Below are 23,998 nucleotides of genomic sequence, written 5' to 3'. Positions count from 1 at the left end.
TTATAAAAATTTTCCCCACTTAAATTAGCAAAAATTACAATTTAAAATGGGGAAAGCTAAATTATTGAGTGAATAATGTTTTTTCTAAATCTAAAAGGATTAATAAATGATCTTCATCACGTGCACAAACTCCACGTAAATAATCCTGTCTTAAATTACTTTCGACATCAGGAGCTGGTGTAATACTATCTTCTTCTAACCAGACTATTCCTTCAATATGATCAACCTGAATTCCTAATAACATATTATTTACTTCAACTGTGATTGTCCGCTGCTCATCTTCGTCAAAGCTTCCACTATCTTGATCGATTTCAAAACGACTGTGTAAATCAACTACAGGTACAATAATACCTCTTAAGTTAATTACACCTACTACATGCTCATCGGTATTAGGAACATTAGTAATTTGAGCTGATTTTATAATTTCTCTTGTATATTCAATCTCTATTCCATACTCTTCTTCCCCAATATTAAAAACAATATATTGAGTTTGACCATGTTTTTTCCCATTTTGATTTTTAGCATCATCTAAATCTAAGCGCTCTTGAGTTGTTGCCATAATCACACCCCTTTTTTCGAAATTATTTGCTAATTAAATTAAGCTACAATATCACGTACATCAATTATTAGTGCTACATCACCATCACCAATAATTGTAGCTCCACTAATATATTCAGTATCTTGTAAATAATTACCTAGAGATTTAATTACTATTTCTTGCTGATTTAATAATTCTTCCACTATTAAACCAATAAAACGATCTCCACTCTTTAAGATTACAACTGATAATTCAGATTCTGAATTTTTAAAAGAATCAATATCTTTACTGCCAAATATTTCAGCTGCAGAAACTAGTGGAATTGTATTTTCGCGGAGTACAATTACATCTTTACCCCTAACTTTTTTAATATTTGCAGGACTGATAGTCAAAGTCTCACTAACTGCATTTAATGGAATAGCAAAAGTATCTCCATCAACTTTAATCATTAAGGCTTGAGTAATCGCTAAAGTTAAAGGAAGAGAAATAGTAAATGTACTTCCACTACCTAGATTTGATTCTATACTAATTTGACCATCTAATTTTTTAACTATATTTCGAACAATATCCATTCCTACACCACGACCAGATACATCTGTAACTTGAGATGCTGTACTAAAACCAGGGTGGAAAACAAAGTTAAGGATATCTCTTCTTTCCATTTGTTCTAATTCTTCTTCAGTAACTATTCCCTTTTCTACAGCTTTACGGCCAATTTTATCTGCATCAATACCAGCTCCATCATCTTTAACTTCAATAATGATTTCACTACCTTTTTGATAAGCTCTCAGCTCTATTCTTCCTTCTTCATCTTTACCCTTAGCTTTTCTTTCTTCAGGAGTTTCAACACCATGGTCAATAGCATTCCGGAGTAAATGAGTTAATGGATCAGATAATTCATCAATAATTGAGCGGTCTAATTCAGTTTCTTGACCTTTCATAACAAAATCAATTTCTTTATCCATTTTATTTGATAAATCTCTAATCATTCTGGGAAATCTACTAAACATAACTCCAACTGGTACCATTCTAATTTGCATTACAATATGGTGTAATTCCATAGTAACTCGATCTAATTGTGGTATAATTTCATTAAATTTAGATTTTTGAATATCTAATGATTGGAGTCTTGTTTTATTAATTAACAATTCTCCTACCATATTCATTAATTTATCTAATTTAGAAATATCAACTCTAACTGTCGAACTACTTTGGAAAGAATTCACTTTATGTTCAGCATGAAGACTTTTCCCTTTTTTCTTTTTATCTTCTTTATCCACTTCCAAAGATTCTATTTCTTCAAAATTAATTACCTCTGCTCCAGATATTTCTGCTAATTCTTCTTTAAATTCATCTGCTGGTAACCAGCTTAAAGCATAAATATCAACTTCTGCTACATCTTCTTCCGAATTTTCAATAGTATCTTTATCAGGTACTGCCTTAAATAATTGTCCTATTTCTTCAATTTTTTTCAAAAACATAAATGCTCTAACACTCTGAAAATCTTGTTCATCTAGATGAATCTTTAAATGATAAATTCGTTCTTTATCTTTTTTATCAGAATTTAATTTCTTTTTTTCCTCATTAGTTAAATCAAGAGAAAACTCTTTATCTGCTCCCCCAGCTTGATCATCATCTGCTTGCTCTTTCTTAGAGGCTGTACCTTCTTGACCATAATTAGCTAGTTCTTCAATAAAACCTTCTAAATTGATCCCTTCTGGCTCTTCTCCATCAGTTTCTCTAATCTTTTCTACTAAAAACTGAATATTATCTAGACCCTGTAATAAAAGATCAATAAAATCTGTTGTTACATCAAGCTTACCATCTCTAACTCGATCTAACATGTTTTCCATTTTATGAGTTAGTTCAGTTAAGTTTTCAAAACCCATGGTAGCTGCCATCCCCTTAAGTGAATGAGCAGCTCTAAATACTGCATCTATGGTTTCTTTGTCCTCAGGATTATTTTCCAAAGTTAAGATTCCATTGTTTAGGGTTTCAACATATTCTTTAGCTTCATCAAAAAACATATCTAAATAACCATTATCCTGCATTGACTTCCCCCCTAGTTTTATTAAGTTTAAAAAATATATTAACTTTTTTCATCAAAAAATTTAGCTTCATATTTATCAGAATTGAGATAACCCTTAATACTTTTTTCCCTGCTATATAAAGAAATCATTTTTTCTTTGTTTTCCTTTTTTTTGTTTTCTAGAGCTTTAATATTTTGAGACTGCAGAGTATTTATTGCTTTAATTAATTGAGCTAAGCTATCTTTTTTAGCTTGTAATTGTTTTTTATTTAGAGAAAAAGCTAATTTCGCAAAATATTGTTGAACATTAATCTGATCTATTAATTCTATCAAGTCATTTTTTTGAACCAATTTTTCTTTTAGAGCTTCAAAATCATTTTCAGAAATTAATTCTTTTTCTTCTTTTGTTTTTAATTTTAAAGCTTGATATAAATCAAATAAATCTTTCATCAACTACCTCCACTCTAAACCTCTGCCTTAACTTTTTTTGTATCTTTAGAACCCTTATTAACTATAATTTCTTTATAAGTCAAAAATAGTTCTTCAACGAGAGGTATAACATTATCAAGATGTTTAGTGTTTTTATTTAAATTAGCCTGTAGCAATTCCCTATAAATATAATCATAAAGATTTTCTAGTTGAATAGCAATTTCTCCACCCTGCTTTTTATCTAAAGTCCCTTGTAATTCTAAAATAATATTTTGGGCCTTAATTATATTCTTATGGCTTTCTTCAATTTTTCCTGCTTTTATATTTTTTTTTGCTAATTTCATAAACTTTAATCCACCCTGATAAAGCATCAATAAAAGCTTGCCTGGACTTGCTGTTTTAATCTGCATTTGCTTATATTGATCGGCACTTCTAGCTTGCATATAATTACCTCCTAAATATATTTTATAATTTTTTAGTCAAAATAGCAATAATTCTAGCCACCAAATTTAATATTATTTAATTCTTCTAATAATTTCTTGTTTTTAACTGCTTTTTTATTTTCTTCTTTTACATCTTCTATTAATTCTTTTCTTAATATTTCAATACTTCTTGGAGCATCGATTCCAAGTTGAACTTTACCATTTTCAATTCCAACAACTGTTAACTCTATTTGATCATCAATTACAATTTTTTCGTTTAATTTTCTACTTAAAACCAACATTATTTTGCCACCTCTTCTGCAGCAGCAAAAATTTTATACCTAACCTGATAGCGTTGATCATCAAGTATTATTTGCTTACCAAGCTTAGCTTCTAAATTAATAATTATTGGAGCAGAAAGGTTAGCAGTACTTTGATTAATTTTATTTTTTAAAGTAATAATATTTAAAACTAAAAGATCATCAAGACTTTTTATCTTTAAATTTTCTTCTATTTTGTCACTGATTTCAAATTCGTAATCTTTAATTAAATTACCAGGCTCAACTGTTACAAAAGCAATTTCTGCTCTTTCAACTGACTGCATAATTATAAAAGGCGAATCTTCAGCGAAAGGTAATAAAACAAAATCATTTAAATTTTCAAAACCTGGTAGTCCTGATTTAAAATTGATTATATCGGCTTCATCTATTTTTAATTTACCAAAATCTCTGGTCATTAATTCCATTTAAATCCCTCCATTTAACTAATTAAATTTTTAAGCTCTAAAATCTATCTTTGGTCCTGGTTTATAAGTTATAACAATCTCTTTTTTCGGATTGGACATTATTTCTGAAGCCAAGTTAGAAATTTTATAATTTTTAAAATTACTTAGCTTATCACCAGTTGACGCATAAAAAGAGGCTGCCTTTTGAGCTGTTTTCATTCCTTTTTCTGCAAACTTTTGAGCACTATCTGCAGTTTTATAAAAACCCATAGCTTTTTGAGATGGATAATTATCAATGTGTAAATTTAATTTTTCTATCATTCTGACACTCCCTCTCTTTTAATTATAATCGGCTAATCATTTGATTTGTTAAGCACTCTAAAATTAAATTAAATTTGTTTTACTAACTTTTAAGTTCAAATACTCTATTTTAGTAGCAGATCTAACTCTAAGAGAATTTTAGTTTTTTTAGTTAATTTTTCTTATAATAATAATTAAAAAGGATTTTTAGATCTCAAATAGAAAATTAAATATAAAGGATTTAAAACTTAAAGGGATGATTATTAATGCTAAATAAAATTTACTTTTTAACAGTTTTGATTTTAATTATATTAACAATTCCTAGTCAAGCTTTGACAATAAATGATTCTAAATTAGAAAAATTAGATTTTAAGATTTTAAATAGTTATCAGCATGACCCAGAAGCTTTTACTCAGGGTTTAGAAATTTATAAAGGTTATTTATATGAAGGAACTGGTCTCTATAATAAATCTAGCCTGAGAAAAATTGACTTTAAAAATAATAAGATTCTTAAAAAAATAAATTTAAATCCTAAATATTTCGGAGAAGGAATTACAATTTTAAATGATAAAATATATCAATTGAGCTGGAAAGAAAATACTGCTTTTGTCTATGATTTGAATTTTAATTTAATCAATACATTTTATTATCAAGGCCAAGGCTGGGGCGTAACTAATAATGGACAATATTTAATTATGAGTAATGGCAGTTTTAATATTCAATTCAGAAACCCCAAAGATTTCAGTTTAGTCAGAAAAATTACTGTCCAAACTACAAATCAAAAAATAACAGAAATTAATGAGTTAGAATATCATAATGGTTTTATTTATGCTAATATCTGGCATAGTGATTTAATAATTAAAATAAATGCTAAAAATGGTTTAGTAAAATCATATCTAGATTTAACTGGGATTTTAAAAACTGATTATAAAGGAGAAATAGATGTTTTAAATGGAATTGCCTATCATCCTCAAAATAATAGTTTTTTAATAACAGGTAAATTTTGGCCTAAACTTTATCAAATAAAAATAAAAAAATCCCTTATGGAAAAGAATTAATTAAATTTCTTGACTATAAGGGCCCTTACTCTCTATAAAATTATTTATTTAAGATATTATACACTTTTGAATTATTATACTTACTATAAGGCACTTCTTCTCTAAGCCTAGTTAATATTTCTTTACTTTTTTTTTCTAAACCAGCCTCTTCTAGCATCAAACCCAAATTATATAATGCTTCATCATAATAATTACTTTCTGGATATTCATTTAAATAAATCCGATAAAAATGTTCAGCTGACTGATATGCTTCCATTTTTTCATAACTTCGAGCTAATAAAAATAAGCTTTCTCGCTTTAAATAATCAGTTTCACTTAAATTATAAATACTATTAAATATATCAGATGAGTTTTGATAATCAGACCGAGAAAAATAATCTAAAGCCAAATTAAATAACTGCTGTTCTGTTTTAGTCTCTAAATAATTATTAGCAGAAATTAATTCTTCCTTTGTTTTTTCTTTTTGAGTTAATTTTTTTATATCTTCTAAAGTTAAAAAATTTTCTTCTTTTTGATATTTCATTAAATTTAAATTAGATTTAAATTCTAATTTATTCTTTTTCAGCTTAGAATCGTCCACTTTTTCAGCTTCTTTTGCTTCTGAATTAGATTGTTTTTCAGTCTTTTCTAATTTAGACTCTTCAGAATTACTTGCTTGTTCTTTATCCATAGTCTGAAATTCATTCTCAAACAACTGCCCAGGGTTTAAACCACTTAAATTAAGAAAAATCATAAAAATAAAAATCGCAATAATACCAGCAATAACTGCACTCTTTTTGTTTGTTTTTGATTTGAAGTTAAAAGCAGGACTAGTTTTATCTTCTCTTTCACATTGTTTTATGTAATTTTTAATATTTTTATTACCACTGTCTAAATCATAGGCCTGATAAAAATATTTTAGAGCCTGTTCATAGTCTCCCTCTCTTTTATACAATAGACCTAAAATAACATATGGTTCAATTAATTCCCCGTGTTTTTCAATTAATTTTTTTAAGAATTTAATTTTCTTATTTTGCTTTGTTTTATCATCAAAAAGTATCTGCTTATATTCTTTTCTTAGTTCTTTAAAATCTCTTTTAGTTATTAATTCTAAGTAATCTCGTGCCTTATTATTATCTGCTGCTAAAGAAAGACTTTTACGCCATGTTTTTTCTGCCTTATCAAATCTGCATTTTAGATAATAAGCTAAGCCCAACAAATTAAGTACAGAAGTACTATTTGAATTAAATTTTAAACATAGTTTTAACTCATCAATTGCAGCTGAAACATTATTGTCTTTAATTGAATCCATTGCCTTTTTGTAATGAGCATTATTTTTATTCATTATCATAACAACCTCTCCAGATTTAATAAATACTTTTGTCTATTTTATCATATAAAATAAAGTCTGCAAAGAAAAAAGGACCTAGATTAGAGGTCCTTTTTGCTAAAACAAAAATTTTAAGCCATTAAATTTACATTTTGGCCTTTACCTGGGCCAGCCACACGAGCCTGCTGAACTGCCTGTGAAGTTTCTTCCATACCCTCTACCAACTTTGAAACTTGCTCAGCACTCTGCCCCATCGATTTTCTCATACCAGAAATACTCAAAGCCTGTTGAACACTTGCAATTTGACTCTGCATAGCTGCATTTACACTACTCATACTATCAACTCCTTTGATATTTTAACTTAGTTTAATAATAGCAGATTTCAGACTATTTTTCCACTTTTTAGACTAATTAGTAAAATAAAAAAGGTAAAATCCTAACTTTTATCTAATTATTATTAGTAAGACTAAACAAAAAAGGAGAATTATAATGAATAATAAAAAAGAATTTTACCAAATAAAAGCCAAAGAATTAATTAAAAACTTTAAAAAAAGAAATATCGAAGCTTATTTTGTTGAAACTGCTGAACTAGCCTGCCAAAAAGCAGTTGACTTAATTAAAGTTAAATCAACTATTTCCTGGGGAGGCTCAATGACTTTAAAAGAAATTGGACTCTTAGAAAAATTATCTCAACAAGATTATAACTTACTAGATAGAGCTCAAGCTGAAAATTACCAAGCTAAAGAAAAAATTTATCATCAAGCTTTAAGTGCAGATTATTATTTAATGAGTGCTAATGCAATTACTCAAACTGGAAAATTAGTTAATATTGATGGAAATGGTAATCGCTTAGCTGCCTTAATCTATGGACCAAAAAATGTAATTATCGTAGCTGGGATGAACAAAATAACAAAAGATTTAGAAAGTGCTCTTAAAAGAGTCAAAAATCAGGCAGCACCTCCAAATTCTATGCGCTTAAACCAAAACACTCCTTGTGCTAAAACTGGCCAGTGTCATAATTGTCAGGTAGAAGATACAATCTGCTGTCAAACAGTTATTACTCGCCGCTCACGTCAAAAAAATAGAATTAAAGTTATTTTAGTAGGAGAAGAATTAGGTTTTTAGTAGTTTGCAGCAATGTTAATCTAATTACAGCAACTAATAAAGATTTATGTTAAGGTTATGCTAGTTATAGGAGGTTTTTTAATTGAACAAAACATTAACTACACTTTATCAAAATTTAGATACTGAAAATATAGATAGTAATTTTCAATTCATTTTATTTGGTGGCACTGGTGATTTAGCTCATAATAAAATTATCCCTGCATTTTATAATCTAGTTGCAAGAGATATCTTAACAAATAAATATACAATTATTGCTACGGGTCGCCGCTATAAAAATAAAAATGAATATCTAGCTGCCTTATATAAATCTTTAAAAAATAAAAAGAAAAAAATAGATTCTAAACATTGGAAAAAATTAGCTTCTCATTTAGAATACTTTCAACTTTCTTTTAAAAATGAAGCTGATTTTAAGAAATTAGAAAATCATCTTGTTCAAAAAGATAAAACAGAAAAAATATCTGAAAGAATTTTTTATTTAGCAACTGCTCCTAAATTTTTTGCAGAAATAGCTAAAAAATTAGATAAATTTAATTTGTTAAATGCTGGTTTTAAAACAAATAATTCCAAATTAGTCATTGAAAAACCTTTTGGCCATGATTTTAAATCAGCTCAAAAATTAAATAATACCCTCAGCAAAATTTTTTCAGAAAAAAATATTTTTAGAATAGATCATTATTTAGGTAAAGAGATGATTCAGAATATAATGGTTATTCGCTTAAGCAATCCAATTTTCAGAGCACTCTGGAATAAAGAGCATATTGATAATATCCAAATATATTTAAACGAATCTGAAGGTGTTAAAGATCGCGGAAAATATTATGATGATACTGGAGTAATCAAAGATATGTTCCAAAATCATATACTGCAGATATTATCATTAATTACAATGGAAGAACCTGAAAATTTAAGTGCTGCTGAAATCTCACAAAAAAAAGTAGAAGTTTTTAAAGAATTAGCTGATAATGATCTCAGTAATATAGATGAGCATATTGTTAGAGGTCAATACAGCTCAAATATAATTGAAAATAAAAATAGCAAAAAATCAATTAAAGCTTATAGAGAAGAAAAAGAAATAGATCCTAACTCTAAAACAGCAACTTTTATGGCACTTAAACTATTTTTAAACAATCAGCGTTGGCAAGATGTTCCAATCTATCTTAAATCAGGTAAAAGATTAAATAAAAAAGAAGCAGCAATTGCTATTGAATTTAAAGATGATTTTCATGCTGCTTATACTGAAGATCAAAAATTAAGTTCCAATATCTTATTAATAAAAATTCAACCTGAAGAGGGAGTTTCTTTAAGATTTAATACTAGAAAACCAGCTAGTAATAATAAAATTGTGCCAGTTGAAATGGAGTTTTGTCAGAGCTGTCAGCAGTTTTTCAATTCACCTGAAAATTACGAAGGTTTAATTTATGATATGATTGCTGGTGATAAAACACTTTTTACAAGTTGGGAAGAAGTTTCTTATTCTTGGAAATTTATTGATAAGATTCAGAAAAAGTGTCAAGAACAAAAAATTAAACTACACTCTTATCCTGCTCAAACTGGGGGACCAAAAGCAGCTGACAAATTATTAGAAGCTGATAACAGAATTTGGCAGGATAAAAAGTAATAACTTTTAAATTTTAAAATTATATACTATTAAAAAGGCTTAACTTGTTTAGGGGGAGTCCAAAATGTATGATATTTCAATGACAATTAAGAAAGAAATGTTAGTTTATAAAGGACGAGATGAGGTTAGACCACGTTTAACAACAATTAGAGATTTTGAAAATGGGGATGCACACGAATCTGAGCTACAAATGAATGTTCATACTGGAACACATATAGATGCACCTTTACACATTTTACCTGAGGGAGAAAATTCTAATATCTTTTTTGCTGAAAATCCTTTTTATCAGGCCCAGGTGCTTGATTTAACAAATTTGACAGAAAAAATTACAGCTGCTGATTTAAAAAAATACTCAATTAAAGAAAATTCTTTTGTAATTTTAAAAACTACAAATTCTCAGCCTGGGTATCTAGAAGAAAAGCCAGAAAAATTTATTTATTTAGATCAAAGTGGTGCTAATTACTTAGCAAAAAAAGAAATTAAAGGAGTTGGAATTGATACAAATGGAATTGAAAGAAATCAAGCAGAACATCAAACTCATAAAAAATTATTAACTAAAAAAATAATCATTTTAGAAGGATTAAGACTAAATAAAGTTCCAGCTGGTCAATATGTTTTAGTACTTTCTCTTTTAAAAATTGCTAATAGTGATGGCCTTCCTGCACGAGCATATTTATTTGAAAATGGAGAAATTGAAATAATGCTTAAATTATTTAAATAAATAAATTTTATTTAATCTAAATCACAGGAGGTATTATAAATGAAAAAATACGAAATTGGTTTAATCGGTCTTTCAGTTATGGGACAAAATTTAGCTCTTAATATTGCTCGCAATCATTCTATAGCTGTTTTTAATCGAACTGAAACTAAAACAAGAAATTTTATTAAAAATAAAGTTAAAAATCAAGAACTTAAAGCTACTTATAAACTAGAAGAATTTGTTTCCTCTTTAGCTAAACCTCGCAAAATAATTTTAATGATTAAAGCAGGAAAACCAGTTGATTTAGTAATTGATAGTCTGCTTCCTTATTTAGAAGCAGATGATATTATTATTGATGGTGGAAATTCATATTTTAAAGATACAAATCGTAGGTTGAGAAATCTTAAAGAAAAAAATATAAAATATCTGGGGGTTGGAATTAGTGGTGGTGAAGCTGGGGCTTTGCATGGACCTTCTATTATGCCCGGAGGAAATGAAAATGCATATGCAGAAGTTTCAGATATTCTTGAAGATGCTGCTGCAACTACAAATAAGGGTGCTTGTGTTAGCTATTTAGGCCCTAATTCTGCTGGTCATTATGTAAAAATGGTTCACAATGGAATCGAGTATGGAATTATGGAAGTTTTAGCAGAAATTTATGCTTATTTAGATCAAGTACTACAATTAAAACCAGATGAAATTGGTGATATTTTTGCAGATTGGAATCAAGATTTTGATTCATATTTAGTAGAAATAACTGCTAAAATCATGCACCAAGATGATCCTAAAACTGGTCGTAAATTAATTGATCTAATTTTAGATAAAGCTAAACAAAAAGGAACCGGTAAGTGGAGTGTCCAAAGTGCTTTGAATTTAGGAACTGCTATTCCAACGATTAATGCTGGAGTTAATGCCCGTTTAGTTTCTGCTCTTAAAGAAGAAAGGATCAATAATTCGTCTCAATTTGCCAGTAGTACTAGAGCAGTAGTAGAAAAAAAGAAAATGCTACCTATACTCAAAAAGACAGTCTTTTTTAGTTCAGTAATTGCTTATGCAGAAGGTTTTAAATTACTACAAGCAGCTTCAGAAGAATATAATTATGATTTAAATTATAAAGAAATCGCACGTATTTGGGAAGCAGGCTGTATTATTCGTTCTGGTCTTTTAGAGCCAATTCAGAATGCATTTAAAGAAAATCGAAATCTTAATAGTTTAATTACAGCTCAGCAATTTAAAAGTCAACTAAATGCTGCTGCTGAAGAAATTGCACCTTTAGTAGAAAGTGCAGCAAAATCTGGATTGCCAATACCTGCTATCCATGCTGCTCTTGATTATTTTAATAGTTTAAAATCTAAAAAGCTACCAGCAAATTTAATTCAAGCTCAAAGAGATTTCTTTGGTGCTCATACTTATCAACGTACAGATGATCAAGGAACTTTCCATACAGAATGGAAATAATAGAAATTAAAAAAATATAAATTTTAAAATTCTTGTAAAAGGTGCAGAACTTAAAATTGTTCTGCACCTTTTTTCTTAGTCTACTCTATAATCTACCATTACCTGAATCACTCAAATCAATTAAACCTTCGGGATAAGGATTAAATATTGTTTGAGCTAATAAGTATTCTACTTTAAACCTAATTACCCAAGATCGCAAAAGAGCTAAAGGTAAAGAAAAAGGAACTTTATCTTTTCTAAAATCAGCTAGTGTTTCTAAAAAATATTTTCTTTCTTCTGGACTAATATTTGAAGATACATAACCAAAAATATGTTCTAGCATATTAACTCTCTTCCCTGTATCTGGTAAAACTTCTAAGGTTTCTAATAGTTTTTTTCTGTATTTTTTCATTATTATTTCTGTTTTCCCCTTTTTATAAGCAGCAATGATTCTCCCCAGTTTATTTAAACCATTTTGATTATAAGACATAATTAAATATTTATTATTACTATGGAAATCAATTAGCTCTTTAATTGCTCTACTTTCAATCACAGATCTTAAATCAGCTAACATAAAAATTTTAATCAAAAAATTTTCTCTTAATTTAAAATTTTTCAATCTTCCCTCATTTTCTATAACAAGACTAGAAAATGATTTTTTTAATTCTGTAGTAAAATAGCCTGCCTTTTTTTCTCCTAGAGCAGGTACTTTTCCTGCTTTTGGATAAACCTTAGCATCATTACTACCACAAGAAGGAGAGCGAGTTTTAGCAATAAACCCCTCAATTTCTTCCTCTTTTAACTCTGAAATTATTTTTTCTAAATAATTATTCATTTTATCAGTATGATCTTTACCAGTCATAGAATCTACTAATTTATATTGATCTTGATCTTTGATTAAACGAACAGAATTTCTAGGAACTCCTAAACCCATTTCAACTTCTGGGCAGATTTTAATGTAATTAACATGTTTTTCTAACTTACGTACAAACTTATCAGGTATTTTATCTCCATTATAACGACAACGACAATATTCTAAACATTTACTTAGAATAATATTTGGTTTTTTAAATTCTCGCAAATTAAAGACCTCCTATTCTAAATTTAGCTTTTGGGAAACCAAGGAAAAAATATATTAGTTTTTTGAGCATATTCTTGATATTCTTCATCATCTGCATATCTTTTTTCTAAAAGTGGGACTCCAGAAACAAAACGCAGTAAAAAAGTCATAATCAGTGGACTGAATATGAATTTCCAAGCACCTGGAATTGATAAAGCAATAAGATAAAACCCCCACCAGACTAAAGCATCACCAAAATAATTAGGATGACGAGTATATTTCCAAACGCCTGATTTTAATACATGGCCATTTTTTTTAGAATCTGCTAAAGCTTTATAATCTTTTAACTGTTTATCAGCTAATGCTTCAAAAGCAAATCCTAAACCCCAAACTAAAAGACCAAGAAAATCAATTATTTTTAGTTCCTGATAAGGGGCAGCTATAATTTTAATAATGGGAGTAGAGATAATAAATAAAAGTACTCCTTGCAGCATAAAAACTCTTAAAAAAGAAGTGAGATAAAAATGATTCCAATTTTTTCTCCATTCTGCATAACGAAAATCTTCTCCTTTTCCCTGATTTCTTTTAAAAATATGATAACTTAATCTAAGACCCCAAATTGTAACTATAAAAGTAATGATAAAAGAACGCAAATTATAATTATTAGTTAGATAAAGAGCTAAATTAGCAGTATAAACATAACCTAAACCCCATCCTACATCAACAATTGAATTATCTTTTTTTAAAATAGCTATAATAAAAAATAAAGAAAAATAGGCTAAAACGAAAAGAAATACTTGAAAATAAATTGAATTTATCATTCTATTTCCTCCTCATTTTTCTCAATTAAAGCAATTGCTGTACTACCTCTACCAGCATTAAGAGCTACAATTGGAGAAATTTTAGTTAAAAATTCAGCTTCTATACCTAATAATTCGCTAAAAGATTCTCTATACCTTTTAGCTCTGTTTAAATCATCACCATGAACAATAGCAAAACGTTTAACCCCCTTTTTTTGTTGGTGTTTTTTTAAAATTGATTTTATCTTTTTGTAATTTCCTTTTTTACTAAAAGCTGTTGCAAAAGCAATTCCATTTCCTTTTTGATCAATAGAAATAATTGGTTTTAAATTTAAAAACCCAGCTAATTTACCCTTTAAAGGGCTGACTCTGCCTCCCCGAACCATATATTTAAAATCACTAACACTAACATAAATATACAAATTATCTCGCAGTGACTTTAAATATTTAATAATTTGTTCAAAATTTTTGCCTTTTTCTAACTGCTCTGCAGCTTCAAGTACAAATAATCCCTGAGCCCCGGAATTGGTCTTTGAATCAATAACTTCCAGCTTAAAATCTTTTGCCTGATTTTTAATATTTGTAGCAGCTTTTTTGATACTGCTATAAGTCCCACTCATTTTGGCTGAAACAGTAATTGCAATAACTGCTTGATAATTTTCGGCTAAATAATTAAGTTTATCTTCTATTTTTTTAACTGCTGGTTGAGCTGAAGAAGGGTATTCTGTTGCATCATCTATAATATCAAAAAAATTATTAGTATCAATTGTTAATTTGTCGAGATAATTAGTTTCATCAATTAAAATATTTAAAGGTAATAAATGAATTTGATATTTATCTCTAAATTCTGCTGGCAGATCAGCTATAGAATCTGTTAAAATAGCTATTTCAGATTTTTTATTATATTTAACCTGCTGCTGTAATTGCATATCATCTACTTTTTGATCTAAGATATCTGCAAATTGGTCTAATTTCAAAAAAAGTTGAGGTGGCTTATTAGTATGAATATGAAGACGCAGCTTTTGTCGATCTCCTGCTATTATTAGTGAGTCTCCAAATTCTGAAATTTTCAATTTTAATTCTTTAATTGATATTTGCAAATGAGCAAGATAAGCCTCAGTACAATAACGAAATTCAATTTTTTCTTCTTTACCTATTTCCTCTTTAATTAACTCTTCAATTGAGCCATAGTTTTTAGAATTTAATTTTTTAAGATTGCCATTATTTATAAAATCAACTATTCCTTCTAAGAAAAAAACAAAAGCTTGAGCTCCAGAATCAACAACATTAGCCTCTTTTAAAACCTGGAGCTGATTTTTAGTTTTTGCTAAAGAATTAGAAGCCGTTTTTAATGATTCATTGATTAACTCAGCAAAATCTTTAGTTTTAGTTTGAATTTTTTCTAAAGCAACAGCCCAGTCTTTCATCACAGTTAAAATAGTTCCCTCAACTGGATCATTAAGTCCTTGATAAGTATAAGCAACAGATTTTTTTACTATTTCTACAAACTCTTTAGTATCTATATTTTGAGCTTGAGCAGCACTATTTTTCAAACCATTAATAAATTGAGCAAAGATAATACCTGAATTTCCAATTGCCCCCTTAAGAGCAGCTTCTCCCATTGAATTAAGAGTTTCAGCTAGAGAATCAGTTTTTATAGTTTCATTTTCAACTACTTTTAAGGTATGAGCTAAATTACTTCCAGTATCACCATCTGCTACTGGAAATAGATTAATTTTATTTAAATCATTTTTGTTAGCAATTACTTTTTTTGTTCCTGCTAAAAATGCATAATAAAGTCTTTTACCATCAAGATAATTTATTTTCAACTTTATACCTCCCAAATTAGCTAAATATTTTCTCTGATTAACAATATTATATCTAGATACAGTGGAAAATAAAAGTTATTAAAAAACATTTTCTGAAATTTTAAAAAAATCATTATTCATCTTAAAAATAATTTTTAATAAAAAAATTCGCTCAAAAGCTTAAAGCTCAGAGCGAATTTAAAATATTTTTTATTTTATTAGTCTAATTAGGCATTTTTGAGAGCAGATAATTCTTCACTAATTTTAGATAAATTATTACCATAACGTAAATCATCTCTTAAGTCAGTCATTACTTTATCTAAAACTTTAAGCTCCTGCATTAGTTCTTTTTCTGCAGTTGAAGTTTCTATAACATCTTTAATCCCACCATTATTAATAATGATTCGGCGATCACCCATTAAAGCTAAAATCGGATCATGAGTAGCCATTAAAACTATTTTTTCTTCTCCTACTAAAAGCTCTAAAGCTTTTTCACGATTAATACCAGCATTTTCAATTTCATCAATCAAAATTATAGGGGAAGAACTCAAAATCGCTGTATCAGCTATCATTAGGGCCCGAGATTGTCCACCACTTAGACTGGTAATTTGAGCCTCAGAACTAAATTTTTCCCCTGCTAGCTGATTTGCTTCTCTAAAAATTCTTGCTACGACCTCTGACTGGTTATCAATTAACCTACTTTCTGCATGTAAATTTAAAAATTCCATTACTGACAAATCCATAACAAAATTCATATTTTGAGATAATTGAGCTACCAGTTTTTTCCCCCCAGTAAAACGCCATTTTTTATCTGGGACTTGATCATTGATCAAAATTTTTCTTTTAGTAGGGGTATCACCTTGAGCTGTCCATTCAATATCAGCTAATAATCTACTTTTACCTGAACCTGTTGGGCCGACAATAGAAACAATTTCCCCACTTTTAAGCTCAAGTTTTTCATAATTTTCTAATTCCCCATCTTTATTTTGACCAGCTAAAATAGAAAGACTTCCTACAATTGAATCATTTTCACCCAAAAATTCCTGCATATTTTTAATATGAGAAGCGAGACTTGCTGTAAACTGCTCTAAATCAAAAACTACATCTTCTTTTTCTTCCATTGTTAAATTAGAAAATATTGCTTCTAGACTCTGACTTGAATCTGAAATAGCTAATTTTTGATCTTCAAAAAAACTTTCTGTATAAGGATATTCTGCTATAATTTCATTGATAGTTAAATTCTTTAATTTACTTTTATTAATCATTATTGATCACCCAAATCTATTTTTCTGACATTACCTAATTGATGTTCTTTACCAATTCTGGTCTCTCCCAAACAATAAGAGCACATTGCAGAAGGCATTGAAAATCTCAATTTTTTACCAGTAACAGTTTCAATATTATCTTCTTGATCATAAAGTAAAGTTGAAAATTCAAAAGCTCCCTGACCAGTTAAACCATTAACATTCATTACCATTGCATCTGGATTAACATTACTAACTCTAGAAGCAAAGACTTCTCTTTCAGCTTGGGAAACAATATCACCTTTAGTAATTACTACTATATCTGCTGTTTTTAACATTGGCCCAATTTTTTTAGGTGTATTAATACCACTTAAATTATCAATGACACAAATTGCTTTAATATCTTTAATATAAGGAGAACAGCGGTTACACAAACCAGCACTTTCTGTGATTAAGAGATCTAAATTTCTTTCTTTTCCCCACTGCACAACTTCTTCTATATTACTCACAAAATAATGATCAGGACAAAGAGAACCTGATAAGCCTTTTTTAACTGGCACTCCTGCCTGACGATAAAGCTCATCATCATCTGTATATAAACAATCAAATTTAACTACTCCAACTTTTAAATCCCGTTTTTGAATAGCTTCAATAGTTTTTAAAATAACCGAAGTTTTACCTGAAGATGGTGGCCCAGAAAATGTAACTAAATTCATACTGCATTCACCTCCACAGAGTTATTAAATTCAGCTTCTAATTCTTTTAGCAGTTCTCCTGGATTTTCTTTTCTTAAAAATTCCCAACCAGGCCACATAAATTTGGCCTTTTCTGGTAATCCATTTTCAATTTCTGGTAAAACACTGGGGAATAATCCCTGTTCAGCTAAAATTTTACCCATTTTCTCAGAGGCCATTAAATCAATTAAAGGCTGCATTTTTTCAATTTTTTTAGCTTTAGTTAACATAAAAATGGGAGAAACAATGGCTCCATCTGCTGGCCAAATAAATTCCATATGAGGAAAACGTTTGGCCATTCTAGTAAAGAAATACGGCATAATTGTAATCGCTGGTTGATCATCAGCCTTCCTTCCCCCCTCTTTTACCATTTGAGAAGGATGTAAAGCTTTTTTCATTGAACGACCTAATTTAGTAATTCCGTCTTTTCCATAACTCTGATAAATATTTAATAAAATAGCATTAAAAAGATCGAAATCACTAACTGGTAAACTAACACTATTGGCAAATTCTTTACTTAATATTTCTTCCCAACTTCTCGGGACTTTTCTACCATTTAACTCATCTTTATTAACTAAAAAAACAGCTGGCACAATACTTAAAACAGAATAATCGCCTTCAGGATCTAACAAATCGACTCCTGCTTCGGTAAAATCCTGATTTAGCTCTTCAATTCCAGTTGCATCTTTAAAAACATCCTGCCGACGAAAGCGATCCATTAAATTTTTATCAAAAAATAAATCAAATCCAGCTGAAATAAATATATCAGCAAGTTCAGCTTCAGATTCAATTGCTTCAAAACCATTCTGCAGCCATTCTAAACCTTGAGAAGCAGATTTAAGATCCAAGTCAACTTCATAATCAAGTTCTAAAGCTACTTTTTCTAATTCTTCTGTCATTGGAATTTTAACTGGACAAGGTAATGAACCTGAAACTTTAATTTTTTCTCCACCTGATTTATAGCTATTATTTTTTTCTATTTCTTTTTCCATTAAGTCTAAAAGTTTAGCTAAATCTAAATTTTTAAGTTCTGCTGCCTGTTTTAAAGTAATCTTGGAACCAAAATTCCTTCTTTTATCTTCTTCATCTAATTGATTAAAACCTTTATTAACTAAAACTGCAATCAGACTGGGAAATTTTTTAGTTATCTCAAATAAATTTTCATTAACATCAATTTTATTTTCCATTTTAAAACACTCCTTTTACTTTTTTGTACCCACTTTTTTGTACCCGGTACAAGTGAATTAAATCACCATCTCTATATTTAAATACTTTCTAAGTTTTTAATTAATCTTTATTGACTAGTTAAAGTTTAGCATTTTAATCTAGTTTATTCTGTGATTTAAGTCACTCAAAGCTATAATTATTTATTATTTATCTTAAAGTTGAGCAAATTACTTGCTTTTTTAAAGTTAATTACTTATTATAAAATTAGAAATTAAATTTGGAGGGAAAAAAATGAGTATAGTTCAAGAAATACCTTTTTTTAGTTTATTAACAGAAAAAGAATTAGATTTAATTGATGAAATTGCCAGTACAACTAAATTTAAAAAAGGAGAATATATCTTTTTTGAAGGTGAAGCTGGAAATAAATTTTTTATTATTAAATCTGGAAAAGTTAAATTAACTAAAATGATTAAAAATGGTGATGAACAAATACTAAATATTTTTAGTAAAAATGATATAATTGCAGAAATAGTAGCTTTTGATAAAGGAAATTACCCAGCCTCTGCTTTAACAATGACTGCAGCTGAAGTTATTGTCTTTGCTCAATCTGAATTAGAAAATTTAATTTTAAAACATCCGTCAATTGGGCTTAAATTATTAAGAGAAATGAGTGGCCGGCTGCGCCGGGCTCAACAAAATGTTAGAGATTTAGCTTTAAAAAATAGCTCAGCTCGGGTTGCAGGTTTATTAATTTTTTTAGCAGAAAAATATGGTACAAACAAAAAAGATCAAATAGTTTTAGATATAGCTTTAACTCAAGCTGAACTTGCAAATATGATTGGTAGTAGTCGAGAAACTGTTTCTAGAGTTTTAGGTAAATTTGAAGCAGAATCTCTGATTCAAACCTCTCGCAAAAAAATTATAATTAAAGATTTAGCTAAAATTAAAACTTATACTTAAAATTTAAATATCAATTTTTTACTTTTCTAAGCCTCTCTTTGGTTTAATATCAACTCCTAATTTTATTAATATTTTTAATTTTACAATAATATGGTATAATATAATTAACTTAATTTTTTATTTTTAAAAAGAGTATGTCACAGGAGGGGATTAGATGTTTTTTAAAGATTTAAGTATTGCTAAAAAAATATCTTTAGTAATCGGGCTCAGCTTTTTGATTCTGGTCTTAATTATGAGTTATTTTTTCAACCAACAGTTTCAAAATTTAAGTAGAGAAAATACAAAAACTGTTAGTTATCATTTACTTAATTTAGAAAAACAAAGAATAAAAAATGCTACAGAAACAGCTGCAAGTTTTTTAGCTGAATTAATTATTTCAAATAATAACTTGAGTCAAGCTGAATTTCAAAGATTAATTAAAAATTATAATCAAAATATAAGATTTGGTGAAATTGGATATTTCTTTGTTTACGATCAAAAGGGAAATACAATTTCACTTCCACCATCACCAGCTATTGAAGGTACAAATAGATGGAATTTAAAAGATGCAAATGGTAAATATATAATTAGAGCTTTAAAAGAAAGAGCTGACAAAGGTGGAGGTTTTACAGAATATGTTTATCCTAATCCAAATACTGGTGAAGCTGAAAATAAAATTAGTTATGTAACTCCGATTAAAGGAACAGATTATTTTATTGGGGCTGGAACTTATGATGGAATTATCAATACACAGTTAACTGAAGTTAAAAATGACTTAAATAATATTATTAATAATATCTCAAAAACACTTATTATTTTCTTATTAGCAACTATCTTAATTTTTGCCTTAATTATTATTTTTATTTCACGTTATATTTCACGAAATATCAATAAAATTTTAAGTGGTATGAATAAAATGGCTGCTGGAGACTTAACTTATAGAATGGATATAGAAAGTAAAGATGAAATTGGCAAACTTGCCCAAGCTTATAATCAAACAGCAAATTCTCAAAAAGAAATTTTAACAGAAATAAAAAAAGAGATTATTGAATTAACAAATCAAAGTCAAGAATTAGCAATTTCTGGCCAAGAAGTAGAAAAAGCAGCTGAACAAGTTGGAGGAGCAATTGAAAACGTTGCTTCTGGAGCAGAAGAACAATCAGCTCAGATTATGGAAACTAGTCAAAACTTAAAACAATTAATATCTCAAATAGATAGTACAAGTAGTAAATCCCGTAAAATGGGTTCAGCCTCTAATCAAGTTATTGAAAATATAAAAACAGGTACTAAATCAATGCAAAGTTCAATTCAGCAAGTAAATAAAGTTAAAGATAATTCTGCTGAAATAGGAATTACAATTAACAATCTTGGTGATTTGTCAGAAGAAATTGGAACAATTGTTAATTTAATTAATAATATCTCTCAACAAACAAACTTACTAGCTTTAAATGCTGCTATAGAGGCTGCTCGAGCTGGAGAAGCTGGTCGTGGATTTTCAGTAGTGGCTGATGAAATCAGGCAATTAGCAGAAGAATCCTCTCAAGCTACTAATAATATTTCTAAATTAATTGACAAAATTCAATTAGGAGTTAGCAATGCTGTTCAAAAAATGGATGGAACAGAAAAAGCAGTTAATAATAGTGTTAAGGTAATTAAAGATACAGATCTGATTTTTAATAAAATTGAAAAAACTGTTAATAAACTAAGTAGTTTAATTCAAGAAATTGATAATGAAACTGCAGAAATGAATAAATTAAGTCAAGGTGTAAATAATATGATTAATAATGTGGCTGAAGTCAGTAATGAAGCTGCTAAAAATGCTGAAACAGTTGCAGCTAATAGTGAAGAACAAATTGCAGCAACTGAAGAAATTGTTGCTGCTGGTAGTCATTTATCTGAAATGTCAGCCAAACTAAAAAAAATGATTTCTAAATTCAAAGTATAAATGAAAATTAAATAATAAATTATTTTAAAAATAAAGCTCCCTTTTAAAATAGCCTTTTATTTTCTAAGCTATTAATTAGGGAGCTTTAATACATTATTTTATTTTGGAGTTTAATTAATTATAATTCTAATTCTATGAGCTATAGTTTTACTCACCAGCCATAATTGCTGCAACATCTTCTTTAGCTTCACCTGTAGGCTTAATATCAAATTTATCAACTAATACATTAAGCACATTTTCTGAAACAAATGCTGGTAATGTGGGTCCAAGACGAATTCCTTTAACCCCTAGAGAAAGAAGTGCAAGTAATACTGCTACTGCTTTTTGCTCATACCAAGCTATATCATAAGAGATAGGTAAATCATTAATATCATCTAAGCCCATAGCTTCTTTAAGTTGTAAAGCAATATAAGCTAGAGAATAGGAGTCATTACATTGACCTGCATCTAATACTCTTGGAATACCGCCAATATCTCCTAAATCAAGTTTATTATAGCGATATTTAGCACAACCTGCTGTTAAAATAACTGCATCTTCTGGCAGTTCTTTAGCTACATCTGTAAAGTACTCTCTAGACTTAAAGCGACCATCACAACCACCCATTACTACAAACCGTCCTATATCTCCATTTTCAACAGCTTCAATTACTTTATCAGCAACACTCATTACTGTATTACGAGCATAACCGCCAGGAATTGTACCTTCTTCTATCTGGACTGGCGAATCACAGCTTTTAGCTAACTCTATAATTTCAGAAAAATCTTTGCTTTCTCCTTTTTTACGATCAGGAATATGAGTCACTGCTGGATAACCTGCCATTCCTGTTGTAAAGATTCGATCTTGATAAGAATCTTTAACAGGTGTAATACAGTTTGTAGTCATTAAAATTGGTCCATTAAATGAATCAAATTCTTTATCTTGATGCCACCATGAATTACCATAATTACCAACAAAATGATCATACTTTTTAAAAGCTGGATAAGAATTAGCAGGTAACATTTCACTATGAGTATAAACATCTACACCTGTACCTTTTGTTTGTTCCAGCAATTCTTCCATATCTTTTAAATCATGACCACTAATTAAAATACCAGGATTATCACGCACCCCAATATTTACTTCAGTTGGCTCAGGATGGCCATAAGTAGAAGTATTTGCTTCATCTAAGAGAGCCATTGTTTCTACAGCCATCTCACCAGTTTCTATTACTAGTCCTACTAAATCATCAACACTTAAGTTGTCATCTGTAGTTGCAGCAAGACATTTTTGGGTAAATCTATCTATTTCTGCTTTCTGCTTACCTAATACTCTAGCATGGTCTCCATAAGCTGCTATTCCTTTTAGACCATATGTAGCAAGTTCACGTAAAGATCTAATATCTACATTTTCAGTTTCTAAAACCCCAACATCAGTAGCTTTATCATAATAATCACTAATATCATCACTAAACCAGGTAGCATGTTCAGGTAATTCACCACTGAATTCTTCACCATGATTTTCTTTATAAACTTTTTCAAATTTCTTTTGAACCTCATCTCTAAGGTCAAAAGCTTCTCCAATTAATTCTTCAAATCTATCAGCATCAAAGTTAGCATTAGTAATTGTCGCAAATAATCCTTCCATAATAAAAGGGGCAGTTTTATCTGAGAGATCAAGCCCCTCAGTTTTAGCTTTTTCAGCATAAACAGAAATCCCTTTAAGCACAAATACTAATAAATCTTGTAAATTGGCAACTTCTTCATCTTTACCACAAACACCGCGGACAGTACATCCTTCATTTTTAGCTGTTTCTTGACATTGATAACAAAACATAGACATAATTATTCCTCCTTTTAAATTTTAAAAGTCTACTACAATTTAAAATTATTTTTGATACTTTTAACTTTAGTTTAATTTAATTTTACTCTTTTTTGCTTAGCTCAATTATAATTATATCTCTTTTAAAATAATCTTCTATGATTTATATCACATAACTACTAAATTATATTTTATATATTGAAAATATTCAGATTATTTTACCAAAAAAATACCTGAAGCTCAGCTTAAATTGATATAAAATCAAGCTACAGGTATTATTTTTAATTTATTTTATTTTTTATTTTTAGTTTAATATTCTTCTAAATGATACCATTCAGCATCTTCTAACCAAGTATTTGGGCGATCTACCATTTCAATGATATTACCAATTATTTTTTCATGTTTCTTTTCTTCTTCAGCCAAACGGTTAAAAGTCTTTTTCACTACTTCTGAATCAGATTCTTCAGCTTTTTCTAGATAGAATTCATAGCTATTTGTTTCTAAATCAATAGCTTTTTTATATACATCAACCTGTTCTTCTCCCATAATACTATCACCAGTTGGCATAGACTTAGAAATTTTTTCAAAAGCATCTTTGGCTTTAGTTATAATTCCAGTTTCAACTTCATCTACTTCTTTATTTTCTTTAAGCTGACGCACAATATTTTCATGCTTTTTTTCTTCTTTTGCCAATTCTAAGAATACATTTTTTAAATCAGTTTGATTTGTACTTTCTGCACATTCCTCATAAAATTTGCGGTTTTCAATTTCAAAATCAATAGCAAAATCATAAATATTCATTTTAAGACCCTCCT

At 28.7% G+C, this 23,998-nt stretch carries 24 protein-coding genes; 7 read left to right on the top strand and 17 right to left on the bottom strand.

What is annotated here, in order from left to right; genetic code table 11:
* Nucleotides 1-61: 61 nt before the first annotated feature.
* The 7 genes from HPRAE_RS02710 to HPRAE_RS02680 are packed head-to-tail and all read right to left on the bottom strand — an operon-like array spanning nucleotide 62 to nucleotide 4,463.
* Nucleotides 62-559, bottom strand: a complete 498-nt coding sequence (locus HPRAE_RS02710) for a chemotaxis protein CheW (RefSeq protein WP_014552723.1) — start codon at nucleotides 557-559, stop codon at nucleotides 62-64.
* A gap of 38 nt (nucleotides 560-597) precedes the next feature.
* Entirely contained in the window at nucleotides 598-2,589 is a 1,992-nt protein-coding gene (locus HPRAE_RS02705; RefSeq protein WP_014552722.1) for a chemotaxis protein CheA, read from the bottom strand.
* Between the two features lie 38 nt (nucleotides 2,590-2,627).
* The gene (locus HPRAE_RS02700) at nucleotides 2,628-3,017 is read right to left on the bottom strand and encodes a hypothetical protein (protein ID WP_014552721.1); all 390 of its coding nucleotides are present in this window, start codon (nucleotides 3,015-3,017) and stop codon (nucleotides 2,628-2,630) included.
* A 14-nt stretch (nucleotides 3,018-3,031) separates the two neighbouring features.
* Nucleotides 3,032-3,439: a flagellar export chaperone FliS gene (gene fliS / locus HPRAE_RS02695; protein WP_014552720.1), complete on the bottom strand. Its 408-nt coding sequence runs from the start codon at nucleotides 3,437-3,439 to the stop codon at nucleotides 3,032-3,034.
* 53 nt (nucleotides 3,440-3,492) lie between these two features.
* Complete coding sequence (gene csrA / locus HPRAE_RS02690; RefSeq protein WP_014552719.1) at nucleotides 3,493-3,720, bottom strand: carbon storage regulator CsrA; 228 nt, start codon at nucleotides 3,718-3,720, stop codon at nucleotides 3,493-3,495.
* On the bottom strand, nucleotides 3,720-4,163 hold the full coding sequence (gene fliW, locus HPRAE_RS02685; RefSeq protein ID WP_014552718.1) for a flagellar assembly protein FliW: 444 nt from the start codon (nucleotides 4,161-4,163) through the stop codon (nucleotides 3,720-3,722). The genes csrA and fliW overlap by 1 nt, the downstream gene beginning before the upstream one ends.
* A gap of 30 nt (nucleotides 4,164-4,193) precedes the next feature.
* Complete coding sequence (locus HPRAE_RS02680; RefSeq protein WP_014552717.1) at nucleotides 4,194-4,463, bottom strand: DUF6470 family protein; 270 nt, start codon at nucleotides 4,461-4,463, stop codon at nucleotides 4,194-4,196.
* 245 nt (nucleotides 4,464-4,708) lie between these two features.
* On the opposite strand from HPRAE_RS02680, the gene HPRAE_RS02675 reads away from it, so the two are divergent.
* Nucleotides 4,709-5,500, top strand: coding sequence for a glutaminyl-peptide cyclotransferase (locus HPRAE_RS02675; protein ID WP_014552716.1), 792 nt, complete (start codon nucleotides 4,709-4,711; stop codon nucleotides 5,498-5,500).
* 40 nt (nucleotides 5,501-5,540) lie between these two features.
* Here HPRAE_RS02675 and HPRAE_RS02670 read toward each other — a convergent pair whose 3' ends face one another.
* Both HPRAE_RS02670 and HPRAE_RS02665 read right to left on the bottom strand, forming a co-directional pair.
* On the bottom strand, nucleotides 5,541-6,830 hold the full coding sequence (locus HPRAE_RS02670) for a tetratricopeptide repeat protein (RefSeq protein ID WP_014552715.1): 1,290 nt from the start codon (nucleotides 6,828-6,830) through the stop codon (nucleotides 5,541-5,543).
* A gap of 110 nt (nucleotides 6,831-6,940) precedes the next feature.
* A complete protein-coding gene (locus tag HPRAE_RS02665; protein WP_014552714.1) occupies nucleotides 6,941-7,144 on the bottom strand; it encodes a putative motility protein in 204 nt (67 codons plus the stop codon).
* Between the two features lie 154 nt (nucleotides 7,145-7,298).
* Between HPRAE_RS02665 and HPRAE_RS02660 the strand changes: the two genes are divergently transcribed.
* The 4 genes from HPRAE_RS02660 (at nucleotide 7,299) to gndA (ending at nucleotide 11,710) form a co-directional block, all read left to right on the top strand.
* Entirely contained in the window at nucleotides 7,299-7,934 is a 636-nt protein-coding gene (locus tag HPRAE_RS02660) for a lactate utilization protein (protein ID WP_014552713.1), read from the top strand.
* Nucleotides 7,935-8,016: 82 nt separating this feature from the next.
* Nucleotides 8,017-9,552, top strand: a complete 1,536-nt coding sequence (gene zwf / locus HPRAE_RS02655; RefSeq protein ID WP_014552712.1) for a glucose-6-phosphate dehydrogenase — start codon at nucleotides 8,017-8,019, stop codon at nucleotides 9,550-9,552.
* A gap of 64 nt (nucleotides 9,553-9,616) precedes the next feature.
* Nucleotides 9,617-10,273, top strand: a complete 657-nt coding sequence (locus tag HPRAE_RS02650; protein ID WP_014552711.1) for a cyclase family protein — start codon at nucleotides 9,617-9,619, stop codon at nucleotides 10,271-10,273.
* Between the two features lie 39 nt (nucleotides 10,274-10,312).
* A complete protein-coding gene (gndA, locus tag HPRAE_RS02645; protein WP_014552710.1) occupies nucleotides 10,313-11,710 on the top strand; it encodes an NADP-dependent phosphogluconate dehydrogenase in 1,398 nt (465 codons plus the stop codon).
* Between the two features lie 85 nt (nucleotides 11,711-11,795).
* Here gndA and HPRAE_RS02640 read toward each other — a convergent pair whose 3' ends face one another.
* The 6 genes from HPRAE_RS02640 to HPRAE_RS02615 all read right to left on the bottom strand — a co-directional run bounded on the left by HPRAE_RS02640 (nucleotide 11,796) and on the right by HPRAE_RS02615 (nucleotide 18,522).
* Nucleotides 11,796-12,770 (bottom strand): DUF523 and DUF1722 domain-containing protein, encoded by a 975-nt coding sequence (locus tag HPRAE_RS02640; RefSeq protein WP_014552709.1) that lies wholly within the window; start codon nucleotides 12,768-12,770, stop codon nucleotides 11,796-11,798.
* 23 nt (nucleotides 12,771-12,793) lie between these two features.
* On the bottom strand, nucleotides 12,794-13,570 hold the full coding sequence (locus tag HPRAE_RS02635; protein WP_014552708.1) for a DUF1295 domain-containing protein: 777 nt from the start codon (nucleotides 13,568-13,570) through the stop codon (nucleotides 12,794-12,796).
* Complete coding sequence (locus tag HPRAE_RS02630) at nucleotides 13,567-15,378, bottom strand: DAK2 domain-containing protein (RefSeq protein ID WP_014552707.1); 1,812 nt, start codon at nucleotides 15,376-15,378, stop codon at nucleotides 13,567-13,569. Before HPRAE_RS02630 ends, HPRAE_RS02635 begins: the two co-directional genes overlap by 4 nt.
* Before the next feature lie 206 nt (nucleotides 15,379-15,584).
* Nucleotides 15,585-16,622: an ATP-binding cassette domain-containing protein gene (locus HPRAE_RS02625; RefSeq protein WP_014552706.1), complete on the bottom strand. Its 1,038-nt coding sequence runs from the start codon at nucleotides 16,620-16,622 to the stop codon at nucleotides 15,585-15,587.
* A complete protein-coding gene (locus HPRAE_RS02620) occupies nucleotides 16,622-17,317 on the bottom strand; it encodes a GTP-binding protein (protein ID WP_014552705.1) in 696 nt (231 codons plus the stop codon). Before HPRAE_RS02620 ends, HPRAE_RS02625 begins: the two co-directional genes overlap by 1 nt.
* Complete coding sequence (locus tag HPRAE_RS02615) at nucleotides 17,314-18,522, bottom strand: ABC transporter substrate-binding protein (protein ID WP_014552704.1); 1,209 nt, start codon at nucleotides 18,520-18,522, stop codon at nucleotides 17,314-17,316. The genes HPRAE_RS02620 and HPRAE_RS02615 overlap by 4 nt, the downstream gene beginning before the upstream one ends.
* A gap of 271 nt (nucleotides 18,523-18,793) precedes the next feature.
* Between HPRAE_RS02615 and HPRAE_RS02610 the strand changes: the two genes are divergently transcribed.
* Both HPRAE_RS02610 and HPRAE_RS02605 read left to right on the top strand, forming a co-directional pair.
* Entirely contained in the window at nucleotides 18,794-19,462 is a 669-nt protein-coding gene (locus HPRAE_RS02610) for a Crp/Fnr family transcriptional regulator (protein WP_014552703.1), read from the top strand.
* Nucleotides 19,463-19,616: 154 nt separating this feature from the next.
* Nucleotides 19,617-21,386, top strand: a complete 1,770-nt coding sequence (locus HPRAE_RS02605; protein ID WP_014552702.1) for a methyl-accepting chemotaxis protein — start codon at nucleotides 19,617-19,619, stop codon at nucleotides 21,384-21,386.
* Nucleotides 21,387-21,533: 147 nt separating this feature from the next.
* On the opposite strand, the gene hcp is transcribed toward HPRAE_RS02605, so the two are convergent.
* Both hcp and HPRAE_RS02595 read right to left on the bottom strand, forming a co-directional pair.
* Nucleotides 21,534-23,198, bottom strand: coding sequence for a hydroxylamine reductase (gene hcp, locus HPRAE_RS02600; RefSeq protein WP_174254497.1), 1,665 nt, complete (start codon nucleotides 23,196-23,198; stop codon nucleotides 21,534-21,536).
* 294 nt (nucleotides 23,199-23,492) lie between these two features.
* On the bottom strand, nucleotides 23,493-23,984 hold the full coding sequence (locus HPRAE_RS02595; RefSeq protein WP_014552700.1) for a ferritin family protein: 492 nt from the start codon (nucleotides 23,982-23,984) through the stop codon (nucleotides 23,493-23,495).
* Nucleotides 23,985-23,998: the final 14 nt, after the last annotated feature.

Source organism: Halanaerobium praevalens DSM 2228, from assembly GCF_000165465.1.
Taxonomy (GTDB): Bacteria; Bacillota; Halanaerobiia; order Halanaerobiales; family Halanaerobiaceae; genus Halanaerobium; species Halanaerobium praevalens.
Note: the sequence above shows the minus strand (reverse complement) of the source record. Positions and strands in the feature narration are given on the sequence as shown.